The following is a 17,083-nucleotide window of genomic DNA, read 5'->3' as shown; positions in this document are numbered from 1 at the left end:
GGTTTTATAAATGAAACCGATGCTATTAACTGCCGTTGACACTGTCCCTGACAGTAAAGAATGGCAATATGAAACAAAGTATGATGGCTTTCGATGTATTTTGGAGTGGAATGCGAATGGCCCGATTTTAATGAGCCGCAACGAAAAGGAATTAACAACTTATTTTCCTGAAATTATTCATTATTGTAATCGTATGAAAGAACAAGTTGCCCCTTATTTACCGCTTACTTTAGATGGAGAAATCGTTTATTTAGTCAACGATTTTAAAAGTGATTTTTCAACCGTACAATCTAGAGGGAAGACTCGAACATATAAAACAATTTCCGAAGCGAGCGAAAGGTTTCCTTGCAATTTTATCGTCTTTGATTTACTTCAATATGAAGGAAAAGATATTTCCCAGTTACCACTATTGGAAAGAAAAAAGATGTTAACGAAATTATTTCAAAAGTCACCATTAGGAACTAAACCGTCATATAAAGAAAAAGGAACACTTCAATTAATCGACGTTTACGACAATAAAGATGAACTGTGGGGAAACATTCGCCAATATAATGGTGAAGGGTTTATTGCCAAAAAGAAAACGAGCGTTTGGGAAAGTGGGAAACGTTCATCCCATTGGTTAAAGGAAAAGAATTGGCGCATTGTAACGGTGATTTTAACTTTATTTGATCAAACGAATGGATTTTTTAATGGGGCCGTTTATCATAATGGAAAATTAGAAGAAATTACAACCTTTCGCCATGGACTTAGTGATGAGGAATTTCAAACTTTAGCCCGCTTTTTTCAAGGGGAGGGAAATCAAATTACATCAACAACTTGGCAACTTCCCCCTTCTATATGTGTGAATATCGCATGTATTGATTTCGATTGTAGGAAGCTTCGGGAACCGCGCTTTCATTCCTTTCGATTTGATGCAGACCCAACTGAAATAAACTGGAGAAACATGCTGCGTCAACTCAATCCAATACCAGAAAAAGTGGAAATTACCCATCCGGACAAACCTGTTTTCCCATCTCTTAATTTAGTAAAAGATGATTTTATTTTTTACCTTCAACAGGTAGCACCCCACATTTTACCCTTTTTAAATAATCGTTTATTAACGTCCATTCGTTTCCCCCATGGTGTTCCAGGGGAAAGTTTTTATCAAAAAAATGCACCGGACTACGCACCGGACTTTATTGAGACAAAATTAGAAGAGGACATACACTATATCGTTTGTAATAGTTTAAATACATTATTATGGTTAGGAAATCAACTTGCTATCGAATTCCATATCCCGTTTAAAACAGTCGATACGTCATGTCCAACGGAAATTGTATTCGACTTAGATCCCCCTTCTGTTGATGAATTTTCATTAGCCATCGAAGCCGCCCAACAAATGAAAGCTATTTTTGATAAATTTCATTTAACGTCCTTCGTTAAAACTTCCGGGGGAAAAGGATTGCAAATTTATATCCCATTGCCAAAGGATACCTTTACCTTTGATGAAACAAGAATTTTCACAGAATTTGTTTGCAAATTTTTAGTCCAACAAAACCCGAATTGGTTTACGATTGAACGTATGAAAAAAAATCGGGGAAATAAATTATATTTGGATTATATTCAGCACGCAGAAGGTAAAACAATTATTAGCCCTTATTCGACTCGAGGAAATGAAAAGGGGTTAATTGCGACACCCCTCGAGTGGCACGAAGTCAATAGTAAGTTACATCCTAGTCAATTCCCTATTCCTATTGTTCTAGAAAGATTAAAGACAGTGGGAGACCCCTTTAAAGACTTTTTCTCTGTCGGACAACAACAACCTTTTAAAGCTGTTCTTCAAACTTTAAAGGAAATAACGAAAAAGAAATAAACCTCCATCACTTGATGGAGGTTTTTAAGTTAATGTTTGTATTTATTTCCTTCCCTATACGACCTCTAAAATATTGGGAACATAAAACAATGACAATGATTAAATCTATAGCGTCTCCTCCATAGTACATGAACATCCCGCCTACCTGTGCATCCATCGTTTCCACTCCTGCTGGCGGATGGGCATAAATCCATTTCGATAATATACTATGGGCGGCCATTGCAAGTATTAACATCGTAGAACGTAAATAAAAACTTGTACGATGGGGTGTTGGATCAATGTAAATCATTGAAACAGTAAAAACATACCCCGCTAAAAAAACATGTAGATGGACTAGCACATAAAGTAGAAATATTGAATGCATAGCTGCATATAGTCCCGTTGTATATAAAACCCAAAGTCCACCTACGTTTAAAACTGTTGCTAAAATGGGATGGGTAATCCATTGGACATATCGACTTTTTAAAAACTTCGTTATTACCCTTGCTATTTTTACTGGTGCTGTTCTTAAAACAAGTCTCATTGGTGATGCGAATACTAATAGTAGTGGACCTAACATACCGAGGAGCAAATGGGTAAACATATGGGCTTGAAAACTTGTGTGGGCTTTCTCGGCAATGGGCCCTATACACGCTAAAGCAATGCCACTTACACCCGCAATCCAACAAAGGGTACGATAGGCTGGCCACTTTCTGTATTTTTTATTGGAATAAATAACAGCAACGATATAGAAAATGATAAGCAAAACAAAGGGAATGCAAAGGAATAACCAATCAAAACTAGAACCCGTTTCATGAAACGCACCATGATGATGCATTACACATCACCTATCTTCTTTAACGGAGCAAGTGTCTTTTTCTTTTTTAGTAAAATGAGTCCGACGATAATCATTAGAGCGGCTAATACATTCCATACAACATCATAGTAAAAGATTTCAACATGATATCGGATTTGATGAATTCGCATAATTTTATGTTGAATAATGCCATCGTATAGATTAAATGTACCCGCCCCTACGTATACGGAACCCATCCATCTTTTAAAATTCCATACTTTTCTTTTCCGTAAATCCGCTACCATAAAAAGGGCCACAACCGTTGCAAACCAACTAAACGCATGAAAAATCCCATCAGATATTAACCCAACACTCGTTGTAGATAAATCGTAAAAGTGATGCCAATGTAATAATTGATGGAAAACCGCTTCATCGATAAAGGCGACCATTCCTAATCCAAAGAAAATGCCTGACCAAAAATTAAAAGGTTCATCATAAAGATTTTTTCTCTTTTCCAATCCATTCACCCTTAAACTCGTATTATGTACACTCATTTTATCCATCCTTTATAAAAGCTATAAGTTTAGGATGACAGAGAAAAAGTAGGAGTCCTCTTTCTTAAGAGTTCCCCTACTTAATTAATGGTGATGATGGATTATCTCGTGTTCATTTTGACAACAAAGAATCGAATTGTCGTGGGCGTGTTTTTCATCTTCAATTTGCACAGTAATGTGGCCGATTCCTAAGTGGGCTAAATCGTGTTCAATAGTTTTTAGCAAACTTTGACTTTCTGAAAGAGTCATCGTCCCATCAACTACCGCATGACAAGATAGTGCATTTTGTCCACTTGTAATACACCAGACGTGTAAATCATGGATATCTAATATACCTGGTTTACTTTTAAACACTTTAATAATCTGTTCCATTTCGATATTACTCGGCGCACCTTCCATTAAAACATGGACAGAATCCTTCGTAACTCTATAGCCGCTTATAAGGACGATTATTGCAACGATCACACTAGCAAGAGGGTCTGCCCATCCCCAATCAAATAACATAATCACTAATGCAGCAATAATAGCTCCAACAGAACCTAACATATCACCAATAACGTGTAAAAAGGCGGCACGTATATTTAAATTTTCCTTTGTATCACCACCGCGCAGTAATATCCAAGCAACAAGAATATTTACTAGCAAACCAATAATCGCAATAATGAGCATCCCTGACGATGCCACAGTTGGTGGATTAGAAAAACGTTGAATCGCTTCATAAATAATTAATAGTGAAATAAAAATTAAGGCTACACCGTTTAAAACGGCAGCTAATATTTCCATCCGTTTATACCCATATGTTTTACTGTAACTAGCCACTTTTTCGCCAAATTTAAAGGCAAGTGCTCCTATTCCTAAAGAAACAGCATCACTTAACATATGACCAGCGTCAGAAAGCAAAGCCAAACTATTTGTTACTACTCCCCCGATTACTTCTATAAGCATAAACGCTGTTATAATGACAAACCCAATTGTTAACGTTTTTTTATTTGCACCATGGGTATGATGATGGTGCGCATGATCATGTCCGTGTCCCAATGGAATGCCTCCTTTAATTTATTGAGTAAAAAAGATTTATTGGTCCTACTTACAAGAAAATCGTTCTAACTATGAATAGAATGCTCAATTGTTTGCTTTAACATATCCATTACATGCTCATCGTCATAAGAATAATATAAAGTTGTACCTTCTCTACGATATTTTACTAATCGTAAATTTTTTAAAAAACGTAATTGATGGGATACCGTTGACTGTCTTAAATTTAAAGCGTCAGCGATTTCATTAACCGAATATTCCCTTGTAAATAAAAGATTTAAAATGCGAATACGAGTAGGATCGCTTAATGCCTTAAATGTTTGTGAAACAAGAAATAATGTTTCTTCATCTAACTCTTGAGGATGATTTACTATATCTCCCATTGGATTCCCATCTCCTTATATATGATTATATATTCATATATTCATTTTATTCGAAAGGTATCTAAAATGTCCATTATTTTTCCATAAAAAAAGGAATGTCATTAAGTAATTACTTATGACAAGCCCCCAAACAAAATAATAAGCAGTCTTTTTACTTAAGACTGCTCAAAATAATCATATTTCATTTATCTATTTGAAAAATTTATTCCGTTTGTCTTTTTACAACATTGAAATTTTCTTCAATAAGTAACCAATTTTGTGGGAAAGCAAAATCTAATTTCCAGTAACTTATTCCCCTTAAGTTTAGCCGTTTCATTAAATTAAACTTCGCTTGAATCGATCTAGCATCTTCAAACCACACTTTATGGGCATTACCTTCTTCGTCCACATAATTAAAATGGGGAGCTTGGGCTGTATAATCAAATTGAATGGTAACATTATAATCTCTCGCTAACTCCACCGCTCTTTGTGGACTAACTGCCCGTGCGTATTCCCCACCTTCTACAAACGGAAGAGTCCAGTCATATCCATATAAATTTTGACCCATCATAATTTTATTCGCTGGCATTTCTGTTAAGGCATAATTTATGACTCGTTCCACTTCATTAATAGGTGACACTGCCATAGGTGGACCGCCAGAATAACCCCATTCATAGGTCATGAGTACAACAAAATCAACAATTTCCCCATGGGCTCTATAATCATGAGCTTCATACCATTGTCCGGCCTGTTCCGCACTCGTTTTCGGTGCCAAGGCTGTCGATATTAAAAAGCCTTCCCCATGTAAATAATCTGCTGCCCTTCTTAAAAAATTGTTATACGCTTCCCTTTGATCCGCAGGTAAAAATTCGAAATCAAAATGAATATCTGTAACACGGCCAATTCTTCTTGCTTCATCGACGATGTTTTCTAATAGCACTTCTTGAACTGCCGTACTTTGTAAAATGGCCCTTCCTAACTCACCGCTAAATTGACCATTTTCTAAATTCGATACAACCATCATTAACGAAGCATTACCCGCTTCTGCAATGTCAGGAAGTCCTTCAGTAGGAATGGGATCAAGGCTACCATCTCTTCTAGCCTCAAAGCTAAAGGGAGCTAAGTATGTTAAGTATGGTACTACATTTCTTGCTTCCGTTAACAATTCCTCACTAATCGATTCACCCGTTGGTTCAATATAAATATTTACCTCTGCATCTCGCTTTTGCATTGGCGGAACATATAATCGCATGCCAACATATAAAGGTGTATTGACATTAATTCCATTGACTTGCGCCAGGGTTTCGACACTTAAACCGAACCTTTGAGAAATAGCGTACAATGTATCGCCTTGTTGCACCCAATAAAAGCTGCCATAAATCGGAATAACTAACGCTTGACCGACGACTAAACGTTCTGGGTCTTCAATTTGATTTGCTTCGATAATATTTTGCGTAGTAGAGTTATAAGCTTGTGCGATTCCCCATAACGATTGACCCGGCTGGACAACATGTATTTGAATCTTGTTTCCTCCCTTTATCGTTCATGGTAATTACACCTAATATTTTATGTTTCTATTAGTCTCATCATAACATCTCTATTAAATAAAAATTCCTATTCATATGCCGAAACATACGAATAGGAACTCGTTAATTTACAATGTTATGCTCGTAAAGATAATCATATGTCAAATCGACAAATAAATATTCGTGTTCATTTAATGCCATCGAATAAGTACGAGTAAGTTCACCCGTTGCTATATCACTATAGATGTCCGAAAGCTCACCTTTCACATCATTCCGTAGCTTAATAATATTAAATAGAAAATACGGACGCCAACTCCAGTTTTTACCGATTGCCTGTTCCTCTACGTTCCAATTGCCATTTTTGCGAACGATATTAGGGGATATTTGGAATCCCTCTTCATTGCAAATATAAAACCGGAAGGCATAGTTTTCTAATTGTTTTGCTAATTGTAAAAGTTTATCAACATCTTTACCATCTGGTTTTGTATACTCAACAATGTTCGCAATTGTTTTTTGTAACTTCTTCATTTCCTCATATTTTACTTCTAACAGTCTTTTTTCTGTAGAAATAAATTGTTTACATTCATTGCGAAATTTTTCCTTCAATGTATCCTTTGAAAGAAATTGATTAGAAGGTTGTTGTAAATAAACTCCTTTAAAATAACGTGCGCCGTTTTTCCAAGCATGATGCAATTGATAGTCCGTTTGGATATTATCAAACATAAGTGTTGCACCAATTTTAACAGCTAATGATTGAATCGTCGTAAAAACATGGTTTTGGGCACCCCATACATTGTAGTTTAATTGACTTACATTTATTTTTAATACGGCCGGCTCTAACATGAGAATTTGATCTAAATTACTGTCTGAGCCAATATTATCTAACGCCACTTTCACCCCGTAAGTTTTTATATAGCGAATCGGATGTTGTAATTGCTCAAATTCACCGTTAAATTTATGTTCCGGGATAACTAAATAAATATATGGTAATAAACTTTCATCCATCTCTTCTTTTAACAGTTGAAAATAACCATCACCAAAATCCTCCATTAGTAAATTTGGGTTGCAAGGAAGGTAGAGACTTACTTGGCTTGACATAACTTCTTCCTTTGCTATTTCCATCGCTTTTTTTATTAAATAACGCTCTACTTCATTCCGAATATCTATAGGTATTGATTCATCATATGTAAAGTCTACAATGTTAAACATTTCTTCCCCGTCGGTAAATTCCCCTATTACTTCATACGCTACGATTACATGCTCGTCAGCGCTATAGATTGGTTCAAATAAGACGCTCATTTCGTCTAATCTTTCTAGTATATCAAGAACATCCATCCGCAAAACCCCCAAAAAAAAATTAATAACACACCACTTACATCCATTATACACAAAAACAGATGTTAAAAAAGCTGACATCGAGAAAAGGAAAATAAAAAAAGAACACACTTATTTTAGTGTATTCTTTAAAAGGTGATTTCAAAACACGTAGTAATAGTGAATAACAATGGGAATGTTTTCTTTATTAGATTATGAAGGAATAGTCGCTTTTGCTACACAATTTCGTTTTGATTCCTTCGCTTGATAAAGGGCAGAATCAGTTCTTTCATACCAACTTTCGAATGATTCCGAATGTTTTTTTTGAGCGACTCCTAAACTCGCTGTTAATCGGCCTGCAACTGGATAATTATATTGTTCGATTTTCTGTCGGATTCTTTCTGCAATATTATAAGCTCCATCTACCGTTGTATTAGGAAGTATAATGACAAATTCTTCCCCACCGAGACGAATAATCATATCCGAATAACGAATCAGTTGTTTTAGAAGATTACCTGTTGACTTTAGCACCTCATCACCAACCGGATGCCCGTAAGTATCATTAACCTTTTTAAAGTAATCTAAATCAACAATGACCATTGAAATCGGACGGTTTTCAATATCTGCTTGGTCCATTTTAATTTTAATTTTTTCGTTTAAGAAATGACGATTATAAACTCCCGTCAAATCATCTGTAATGGCAAGGTTTTTTAATATTTTATTTTTTTCTTTCAATTCTTCTGTTAAACGAGCTAGGTTTTTATTCTTTTCACATAATTCTCTTTCTAATTTCCGATGCTCTGTTATATCTCTAGCAGAACTATAAATATATTTCCCGTTTATTTCGGAACGCCATTCTAAATAACGGTAAGTTCCGTCTTTATGTCGGGTGCGATTTACAAAACTCGAAATAAACTTTTGATCTTTCAACTGTTCTAAAATTTGATTCGTTTTAGGAATATCTTCCTCATGAACTAACAATTTAAAACTTTTTCCTTCAATCTCTTCTGCTTTATATCCTAAAATTCTTTCATAAGCTTGATTAACTCTTATATAGTAGCCGTGTATATCCATAACAGAAAGTAGATCAATATTCACCTTTAAAAAACCTTCAATCTCATTATCTTGTAAATACTCTTTAGTAACATCAAAATAAATACAACCGTACAAATCATTATTTAGTGGGAAGGAGATGATTCGAACCCATTTCGGGACATTTGCTCTCCTAATATCTATTTGGGAAGGTTTTTGATTGCGAATGGTATCATCGAGAAACCTTTCCCATTTCTCATTATCTTCCCAACTATTAGGAAAAACTTCGTAAAACCGCTTATGTAATATATTTTCGCCCTTTATATCCATTAGCTCTTCATAAGCTTTGTTAATGGCTATAAATTCAAAATCAAAAGGGATTCCGTTTCCATCAAATAAAATTTTATGACAGGAATAGGGTGTCGATGAATTGATAAAAAACTGTTCATAAACTTCTGCTTGCAAACTAAACACCTCCCAAATAGGTTTTAGTATCTCAAAATATTTTTCACTTAAGGAAACTATCAATAATATTATCATTTCATTCATAATTTTTTAATTAGTCTATCCATCCTATAAAAGCTGATTTATGAGTACAAATTTAACACCAGCCCTATTTTTATACAAGTTATAAGATTTATTTATCAAAATGTTACTCACGATTAACCACCGTAATCGCTGAAAGAATAGTATTTAATTTGTACCATAATGTTTTAAAACTATTTTTAAACATTAAAACATAGAATTATAAACCAAAAGGATGTAAAGAAAAAGTCGCCTCACGAAGAGACGACTTTTATTTATAGATATTAGTATAACTTATTTATTTTTACACATTTGCTTTTGATACATTCGCATCTTTAAGTGCTTTATCATTCGCAGCGACCGCTTCAGGGCTTTTAGCACGTCTTAAGAAGAATGATAACACTAGGGCAACAACTGTAATAATTGCTGCGATTACAAATGAATACTGAATTCCATCTAATAATGCTTGTTGTGTAATTTGTGCTTGTAATGTTGCCATTTGCTCTTCTGACATCGGACCAGTAGCATTTGCCTGTGCTTGTGCTGCTAAATCTTCGCCAGTAGCTGTTGTTCTCGCATTCATAATTGCGACTAAAACGGCTGTTCCAATAGAACCAGCAACTTGTTGAATCGTATTGTTTGCTGCTGTACCATGTGGATTTAAGCGCAATGGTAATGAGTTTAAACCATTTGTCATAATTGGCATCATTACTAATGAAATACCGACCATACGAATTGTATAAACAAAAATAATATAGAAGTATGTTGAATCAACTTGTAATTCAGATAAATAGTATGTTGAAATTGCTGTAATCGTCAGACCAATCATCGCTAAAATTCTTGGTCCAAATTTGTCAAATAAACGACCAGTAATTGGTGACATAATGGCCATAACAATCGCACCAGGTAACATCATTAAGCCGGATTCGAATGGTTCGATACCACGAATATTTTGAACATAAGCCGGTGTTAAAATCATACCACCCATCATCGCCATTGCTAATACTGCACTAATAATCGCAGACAATGCGAATAACGGTGATTTAAAGATTTCCATACTTAATACTGGTTTTTCAATTTTCAATTGACGAACGACGAATAAAATAACACCAATAACACCAACGACAATTGTTGTAATAACAATTGGATCTGTCCAACCATGGCTTCCCGCTGTACTAAATCCGTATAAAATACCACCAAAACCGATTGTTGAAAGTACAATTGATAAGTAGTCTAATGTTACTTTTTTGTTAGGTAAGACATTTTCTAATTTCCAAATACTTAGTAATAAACTAATGATGGCGATTGGTAAAATCATTTCAAATAGTACGCGCCAATCATAATGTTCTACAATCCAACCAGATAATGTTGGACCGATTGCTGGTGCAGCAACCATAACTAAACCGAAAACACCCATTGCAGACCCACGTTTTTCAACTGGGAAACTAATTAACATAACGTTCATTAAAATCGGTGCCATAACAGAAGATCCAACCGCTTGAATCATTCTCCCCGCTAGTAATACACCAAAATTAGGAGCGATTGCAGCTAATAGTGTACCAATCGCAAAAACACTCATTGCAAAAATAAACAATGGTCTTGTTTTAAAACGAGTGATTAAAAAGGCTGACGCAGGAATTAATACCCCACTCACTAACATATATCCAGTGGTTAACCACTGTACCGTAGTATATTCGACTTTTAAATCTACCATAATGGTAGGAAGTGCTACGTTTAATAAAGTATTATTTAGAAAAGCAACAAAAGCACCTACAAAAAGAATACCAATCATTAGATAAGGTGGCTTTTTCAATATTTGCTCATTACCCATAATCTATTTTTCATCTCTCTCTCATTATTCATTTCAATCCCCGAAATACATTTTATACCCATAGTCCATTTTTTTCAACATAAAAATATTTGTTCACTGAAACGTTGAAATGAAAGTGTTTTCAATTTATACTTGAAGTATAAAAATCGACAAGAACTAGGTGAAAATATGAATAAAAGAAAACGGCAGATCATTCATGCTGCACGTCAACTTTTTATTGAAAAAGGTTTTAATGATACTTCTATTATTGACATAATCTCTACTGCAAATGTATCGAAGGGAACTTTTTATAATCATTTTGGCTCTAAAAATGAATGTTTGATCGCTATTTTAGAAGAAACACGAGAAGAAACAGTAAGCTCACGGTATGAAATGGCCTTAAATCAAGATCCATCGGATAAAGAAATATTAATTAAACAAATTGCCATTCTTACCCACGTAAATCGTAAACGAAACTTAGTACAAATCTTCGAATCATTAGTTGGAAATACGGATGCCGAATTAAAAAAAGTACTTGAAAAACATATGATAGCTGAATTAAACTGGCTTGCTAGTCGTTTAATCGACGTTTATGGTGAAGGCGTTCGGGAGATTTCTTATGAATGCGCAGTCCAGGCACTAGGAATGATCCAACAATCATTAAGAGTATTAACAATGGCAAGAAAAAAACAATCCGCTACACCAGAAGAAGTTGTACAAGTAGTCATGAATCATGTCGATGCGATAATCGAACGGCAACTAAAATCACAGCATATTTTAATTACATCTGAAGTAATTCAAGCATTACAACTAAAAATAAAACAAAAAGTCATCCAAAAAGAGGCACTGCTTGAACAACTTCAAGGCTTTTTAGATAGATTGACACCTGAGGATCCAGAAAGCGGAATGGAATATACGAAATATTTATTGAAGGAACTTGATAAAGAGAATGAACATATTCACATAATGCAAGCCATTCTGTCAGCATTTAACAAATCCTTCCGTGGTACATCCCATGAAGCGGAAGCGCATGAAATATCGATCACCATTTGGCGTTATTTGCATATGAAAAGAGAAACAAAGAAATAATCCTTCTATAAAAAAGCTGTACAAAAATTTGAACTGTCTTGTAAATGTTAGACAGTTCTTTTTTGTACAGTTTTTATTTATCCTATTTATTATTTCATTTGACTTCGTGCATAAAAAAATAAATAAATGGCAATACCACCAAATGGAATGATTGAAGTTAATAAAAATTGTATATTTGTATGAATCTCGATAAATTTAAAAAGAAAATCTGGTATTACTAGAAGAGCTAACACAATAACTAATAGCCACGTTTTAGACCATAGGGAAAATCCAATTAAAAAGAGTAACGTTATAATGACTGTAATGACTGTACCCATTTCACCAAAATGTAGTATAGGTGTATTCATTAAGTCATTAAAATAAATGAGTGCTACAAAAAGAGCAACCGATAACCAGCTCATGAAGTAATAAAGTCCAAATTCCTTCATTTTTGATACATTATTAGCAGCAATATACTTCAAGACAACGCTAATGGCAAGAACCATTATAAGACTAATTAAAATTACTCCTATTAATTCAAATAATGAGTATGATATAGGCCCTTGAATGGCATCTATTAGCACCGTATAAGAAAGCACTCCCAATATGATCATAAACAAATATTTATAGATAGTTTTAAAATCTGTCGTCATTTCCTGCGATAACGATTTCATATAAACTTTTGGTGATTGTCCGACAATATGATCGACGGTTTTCCCTTTAGCCTCTGCCTCCATTAAATGATCTTCTAATTCAATTAATTTGCCCTTCATCTTTACCACTAGAAAATAAATAAACATTTAAGTTTTCTAAAAATAATTGACTTTTCTTTGATAACTTCTGTTCCCTATCCATTTATTTTCATTCCTCTCGATTAAATATGCTATTCTTCACGCAACACTGCATTTACACTAAATTGTAGCTTTTCCCATCTCGTAATAAAGTGTCGTAGCTCCTCCTTACCCTTTTCAGTTAACGAATAATATTTTCTTTTTGGACCTGCAGTTGAATTTTTTAATGTCGACGTTACTAGTTCTTCTTTTTGCATGCGTAATAACAGTGGATAAATCGTCCCTTCACTAAAGGATTCGAATCCAAATTCCTCTAGTTTTTCTGCAAGTTCATAGCCATATACTTCTTTTTTATGGATGATAGCTAATATACAGCCATCTATAATGCCTTTTAACATTTGAGTTGAAGACAAATAATTCACCTCTTCAAATTAACTTGTATTGCAAGGTATTGAATTTATCATACCAAACAATATCTTGTATTACAAGATATTGAATACATTTCTTACAACTTCTCAAAAAAAAGCCAGCTACTGTATAAATACAGATAGCTGGCCAATCAACGTTATCTTCTTAATTTTATTTTAAAAAGTCTGGATCAGCATAAGCTGGGTTTGGATATTTATAGAATCCTTCTCCACTACTTACACCCATTTTCCCTTGGTCGATATATTCTGTTTTTAATTTTTCTGCAATTGCTTTTGCATATGGAGCACCTTTTTCAGCTTTTGCTAAATTAAGGTTATAAGGAGTTGTCATTCCAACTACATCTAAAATCGCAAATGGACCTGTAGGAGCTCCAGTAGAAATCATCCAGTTTTTATCGATTGTATGAGGATCTGCCACATCTTTCACCCATAAATCCATTGCAGCATCTAAAAATGGTACTAACAATGAGTTTAAAATATAGCCTGGTTGTTCTTTATGCAAACGGAATGGAATCATACCAATTGTACGGGCAAATTCCTCAACGATATCAGCATATTTTGCATCTGTACCTGGGTGCCCCATCACTTCAGCTGTATTGTTTTTCCAAATTTCATTAGCAAAGTGAAGATTTAAAAACTTCTCTGGACGTCCTGTAAACTCTGCAAATTGGCTTGGTAACATTGTAGAAGAGTTTGATGCGAAAATTGTTTTTTCTGGTGCAACTTCGCCTAAATTTTTATAGAAATTTGTTTTAATTTCAGTTACTTCTGGAACAGCTTCAATTACTAAATCAGCGTCTTTTACTGCTTCCGCTAAATCTGTGCTATAAACTAATCGGTTTAGAGCAGCTTCTGCTTTTTCCATGTCGTTAAAGTATTCACCGTATACACCTTTTAATTTCGTAAAACGTTCTTTCGCATTATTAATTGCTTCGTCATTAATATCATAAACAGTTACGGCATATCCAAAAAATGCACTTTGGAATGCAATTTGACTACCCAATACGCCACTTCCAGCAACGGTTACATTTTGAAGATTCATTATCATTTCTCCTCATATATTAGATTTAATAATTTTATTTTAAACCTTTCACCACATACAGATAACCCTTAAAATGAGGTATTATAGTAGAAAATATACCTACATTTATAGGGGGCTTAAAAGTTGATTAAGGCCATTCAATATGTATTGTTTTGTAAAATTAACCGGACACATATTATTCAAAATGCACGTTCCTATATTCAACAAACAGAAGAGCTATCTGCTAAAGAGAAGGAAAATCTCTCCTTATTTATAGAGGACTTTCTATCATTTATCTCAAAACAGATTGACGTCAAAAATACGAATGACTTATCCAATCAATTACATTTATTTATTCAAGTTTATATGTATGAAATTACAGGAACGTTTTTAAGCTATTTCCGTTCCGTTTTTGAACAAGCCATCATTCGTTTACTTTTTAACCAACGTCATCCAGAAACAGAACAAATTTTTATTTTCCAATCTAAATTAATTACGAATTTAACAAATCAGTACTTTGCCTCTATTGATGAGACAAACAGCTTGCCTAATCAAAATTCCATCTATCTTGAGAAATTAGATAAACTTAGTGAAATACTCATTTCCTCTTCTGGATCTGAGGAGATTCCTATTATTATGAATGAAATGAAGGAAATTTTTGAGTTTAAACGTTGTAGCTTCTATGCCTATAATGCATGGTCCAATGAATTTTACGGAATTTATGGTGATGATTTGGAACTAGTACAAAGAATTAAAGGAAAATTAACAGCAGAACATCCCGTCTTCAACTTAAAAATGCCTTTATATGTAAAAGACCCTTCTCCCTATGTCATTGATGTAGTGATCAAATTTTTTAATTTATCTTCCACGATATTTATTCCGGTTATTTACCGCGAACAATTATATGGATGGCTTACTTTCGATCAAAAGGGTGAATCTTTTGATTACTCGAAACCATTGCTTGATACGTTAGAAATAGCTGGAATACGGTTAGGCATGTTTTTAGCAAGAAAACCTTCCAGCCATCGGATTGACAATGAAGAGACGCTGACCGAAAAGGAAAAAAGTATTTTATATTTAATCTCTGAAGGATACAGCAATAAAGAAATTGCTTCCCTTCTATTTTTAAGCGAATATACAATCCGAGACTATGTCCAAAATTTATTATCGAAACTAAACGCCCGTAATCGCACCCAAATGGTAGCAAACGCCTTTAAGATGGGATATATATCATAAAAAAACAGCTTGGCTTTAGGTACAAGCTGTTATCTTAGTTCGTTCATTATACTTTTTAAGGAATGAGGTGTAAGTAATGAGAGAAGTCCCCATTTATAAGAGGGAAGATTTTCTTAATATTCTAGCTCTATTAAAAAATAAAACAAAATGTATCGAGTTAGTAATCCCATATGGAGATAATGAAAAGGATGATTTAGTTCAATTTTTAGAACCTTATTTAATAACGAAAAAGAAAGTGAAATCATGGACGGGAACGACTACAAAGGGGAAATCCTCCACCATGTATAAATACGAGTATACTGAACAGGATGAGAAGAAAATTCTTAAATTTTTACATAACTATAGTAGCTTCTTCTTTCATATTCAAGACTCTAATGGTTATTATAATGAAGTGAAACTGACAGAGTTTGAAGATAAAGATATCGCCTTCTTTGCTCAAAAGGGGAACTGTTTATTTTATACAATCACCCACGAAGGACTTGCTTATACAAGCTTAGAATAATAAGGCAAAGCTAATACGAACACTTAAAATAATCATAAAAAAGAGGTCTCTCAAGAATCTAATGAGAAACCTCTGGTAAAACTTTTATATCCATTTATATTTGATCATTGTTATGTCTTTCTGAATTGACACCTTTATCGAAGTCATCAGAAAACTCAGTTTGAGTAATTAAATTCTTTTTACGGTCAATTACTTGACGTTCCGTTTCATTTTCAAATAAATGATCGATTAAATATTTATGGTAATAAAACTCACCACCAGCAATAAATAAAGAAGCTAATAATGCTGCTGAAAATGCTGAAATATCTGGGTCGAATAAAAATGAACCTAATGCCCAAATAACTAAAAAGGCGAGTACTAAATCTGCACCAGTCGCCGAAATCCCACCAATTCGCGGTAAAATAAACAAATCCCCTATAAAAGCTACAATTGTTAAAATAAGACCGATGATCAGAATATCTGCAAAAGAAACGCCAAAGAATAAACTTAATACGATGAACAAAACCCCAATGGTCATAACAAGTTTAATAAAAAAGGCTTTTGTATGCTTCAAAAAACATCTTCCTTTCTACATCTTTAGCCATTAGGTTTTCCTGATTTGTTTCAATCATACGTTTTCTGTTATGAAGGCTTCATACTCCACATTTAGCTTTAACAGCAAAGATTATTTCGTAAAATAAAATGAGGTCTCTCAAAAATTCTGGGAATTAATGAGAAACCTCGATATTTTTACTTAGGCACCAGTTGAGCACTTTATTATTACAACATAACCACTGATATATAAGGATTTAAGGGCTGAACTTAAATCATTCCGTCTTAATTTTTGGTGAGATTCCTCTCTAAAAGGAGGAAATTTCTTCAGTTGATTCCTGTGGTTTAGCTTTTTTAATTCTTTATGCAATTAATTATATTTATATCAGTTAAATGCTTAAGTTAATGTTTAAAGTTCTATTAATTCAACTGTATCAAAACATCAACTTTGTTTGGCTCAATCGTTGAATAGGAAAGTCTTTCTTTCTCAATTGATGCACTCCATATCATTAAGCTATGACTTTATCAAAATGAATTCTTTTGTACGAATATATTGCATTTTTACTTATTACTTTTATCTGGCCTAGTATCATAAAGATATGAATCGGTTACACTAAGTTGGACAGATACTATAAGGGCTAGTAGACTTAACATACTAACCTAAAGGGAGCCTGCTATTATGCCACGTCAACGTCGAACTTTTACAACAAAATTCAAATTA

At 33.9% G+C, this 17,083-nt stretch carries 16 protein-coding genes; 4 read left to right on the top strand and 12 right to left on the bottom strand.

The features are described from left to right. The first annotated feature begins 10 nt into the window (after positions 1-10). A complete protein-coding gene (locus EC501_RS10370) occupies positions 11-1,852 on the top strand; it encodes a DNA ligase D (protein WP_122972223.1) in 1,842 nt (613 codons plus the stop codon). 7 nt (positions 1,853-1,859) lie between these two features. On the opposite strand, the gene EC501_RS10365 is transcribed toward EC501_RS10370, so the two are convergent. From EC501_RS10365 to EC501_RS10330, 8 genes are all read right to left on the bottom strand, one after another. Continuing rightward, positions 1,860-2,669, bottom strand: coding sequence for a cytochrome c oxidase assembly protein (locus EC501_RS10365; protein ID WP_122972222.1), 810 nt, complete (start codon positions 2,667-2,669; stop codon positions 1,860-1,862). Then, the gene (locus EC501_RS10360; RefSeq protein WP_122972221.1) at positions 2,669-3,181 is read right to left on the bottom strand and encodes a DUF2243 domain-containing protein; all 513 of its coding nucleotides are present in this window, start codon (positions 3,179-3,181) and stop codon (positions 2,669-2,671) included. The genes EC501_RS10365 and EC501_RS10360 overlap by 1 nt, the downstream gene beginning before the upstream one ends. An 84-nt stretch (positions 3,182-3,265) precedes the next feature. After that, positions 3,266-4,219, bottom strand: coding sequence for a cation diffusion facilitator family transporter (locus EC501_RS10355; RefSeq protein WP_122972220.1), 954 nt, complete (start codon positions 4,217-4,219; stop codon positions 3,266-3,268). Positions 4,220-4,284: 65 nt separating this feature from the next. Then, positions 4,285-4,599, bottom strand: a complete 315-nt coding sequence (locus EC501_RS10350) for an ArsR/SmtB family transcription factor (RefSeq protein ID WP_122972219.1) — start codon at positions 4,597-4,599, stop codon at positions 4,285-4,287. A 202-nt stretch (positions 4,600-4,801) separates the two neighbouring features. Then, on the bottom strand, positions 4,802-6,100 hold the full coding sequence (locus EC501_RS10345; protein ID WP_122972218.1) for a glycoside hydrolase family 18 protein: 1,299 nt from the start codon (positions 6,098-6,100) through the stop codon (positions 4,802-4,804). 127 nt (positions 6,101-6,227) lie between these two features. Beyond that, positions 6,228-7,439 carry an EAL domain-containing protein gene (locus EC501_RS10340; protein ID WP_122972217.1) on the bottom strand — a complete coding sequence of 404 codons (1,212 nt, stop codon included), beginning with the start codon at positions 7,437-7,439 and terminating at the stop codon, positions 6,228-6,230. Positions 7,440-7,631: 192 nt separating this feature from the next. After that, positions 7,632-8,915: a sensor domain-containing diguanylate cyclase gene (locus tag EC501_RS10335; protein WP_158599701.1), complete on the bottom strand. Its 1,284-nt coding sequence runs from the start codon at positions 8,913-8,915 to the stop codon at positions 7,632-7,634. 364 nt (positions 8,916-9,279) lie between these two features. Next, a complete protein-coding gene (locus EC501_RS10330; RefSeq protein ID WP_122972215.1) occupies positions 9,280-10,806 on the bottom strand; it encodes a DHA2 family efflux MFS transporter permease subunit in 1,527 nt (508 codons plus the stop codon). 168 nt (positions 10,807-10,974) lie between these two features. Between EC501_RS10330 and EC501_RS10325 the strand changes: the two genes are divergently transcribed. Beyond that, entirely contained in the window at positions 10,975-11,874 is a 900-nt protein-coding gene (locus EC501_RS10325) for a TetR/AcrR family transcriptional regulator (RefSeq protein ID WP_122972214.1), read from the top strand. An 89-nt stretch (positions 11,875-11,963) separates the two neighbouring features. On the opposite strand, the gene EC501_RS10320 is transcribed toward EC501_RS10325, so the two are convergent. The 3 genes from EC501_RS10320 to EC501_RS10310 form a co-directional block, all read right to left on the bottom strand. Further along, positions 11,964-12,626, bottom strand: a complete 663-nt coding sequence (locus EC501_RS10320; RefSeq protein ID WP_122972213.1) for an HAAS domain-containing protein — start codon at positions 12,624-12,626, stop codon at positions 11,964-11,966. Between the two features lie 110 nt (positions 12,627-12,736). After that, a complete protein-coding gene (locus EC501_RS10315; RefSeq protein ID WP_122972252.1) occupies positions 12,737-13,042 on the bottom strand; it encodes a PadR family transcriptional regulator in 306 nt (101 codons plus the stop codon). A gap of 181 nt (positions 13,043-13,223) precedes the next feature. Then, on the bottom strand, positions 13,224-14,114 hold the full coding sequence (locus EC501_RS10310; protein WP_122972212.1) for a 3-hydroxyacyl-CoA dehydrogenase: 891 nt from the start codon (positions 14,112-14,114) through the stop codon (positions 13,224-13,226). 123 nt (positions 14,115-14,237) lie between these two features. Here EC501_RS10310 and EC501_RS10305 point away from each other — a divergent pair, with 123 nt between their 5' ends. Further along, positions 14,238-15,329 (top strand): response regulator transcription factor, encoded by a 1,092-nt coding sequence (locus EC501_RS10305; protein WP_122972211.1) that lies wholly within the window; start codon positions 14,238-14,240, stop codon positions 15,327-15,329. Between the two features lie 76 nt (positions 15,330-15,405). Next, a complete protein-coding gene (locus tag EC501_RS10300; protein WP_122972210.1) occupies positions 15,406-15,831 on the top strand; it encodes a hypothetical protein in 426 nt (141 codons plus the stop codon). Between the two features lie 94 nt (positions 15,832-15,925). Here the strand turns inward: EC501_RS10300 and EC501_RS10295 are convergent, their stop codons facing one another. Next, the gene (locus EC501_RS10295; RefSeq protein ID WP_122972209.1) at positions 15,926-16,384 is read right to left on the bottom strand and encodes a DUF2512 family protein; all 459 of its coding nucleotides are present in this window, start codon (positions 16,382-16,384) and stop codon (positions 15,926-15,928) included. Positions 16,385-17,083 lie beyond the last annotated feature (699 nt).

It is taken from the genome of Lysinibacillus halotolerans (assembly GCF_003711845.1).
In the GTDB taxonomy this organism is placed as follows: Bacteria; Bacillota; Bacilli; order Bacillales_A; family Planococcaceae; genus Ureibacillus; species Ureibacillus halotolerans.
Note: the sequence above shows the minus strand (reverse complement) of the source record. Positions and strands in the feature narration are given on the sequence as shown.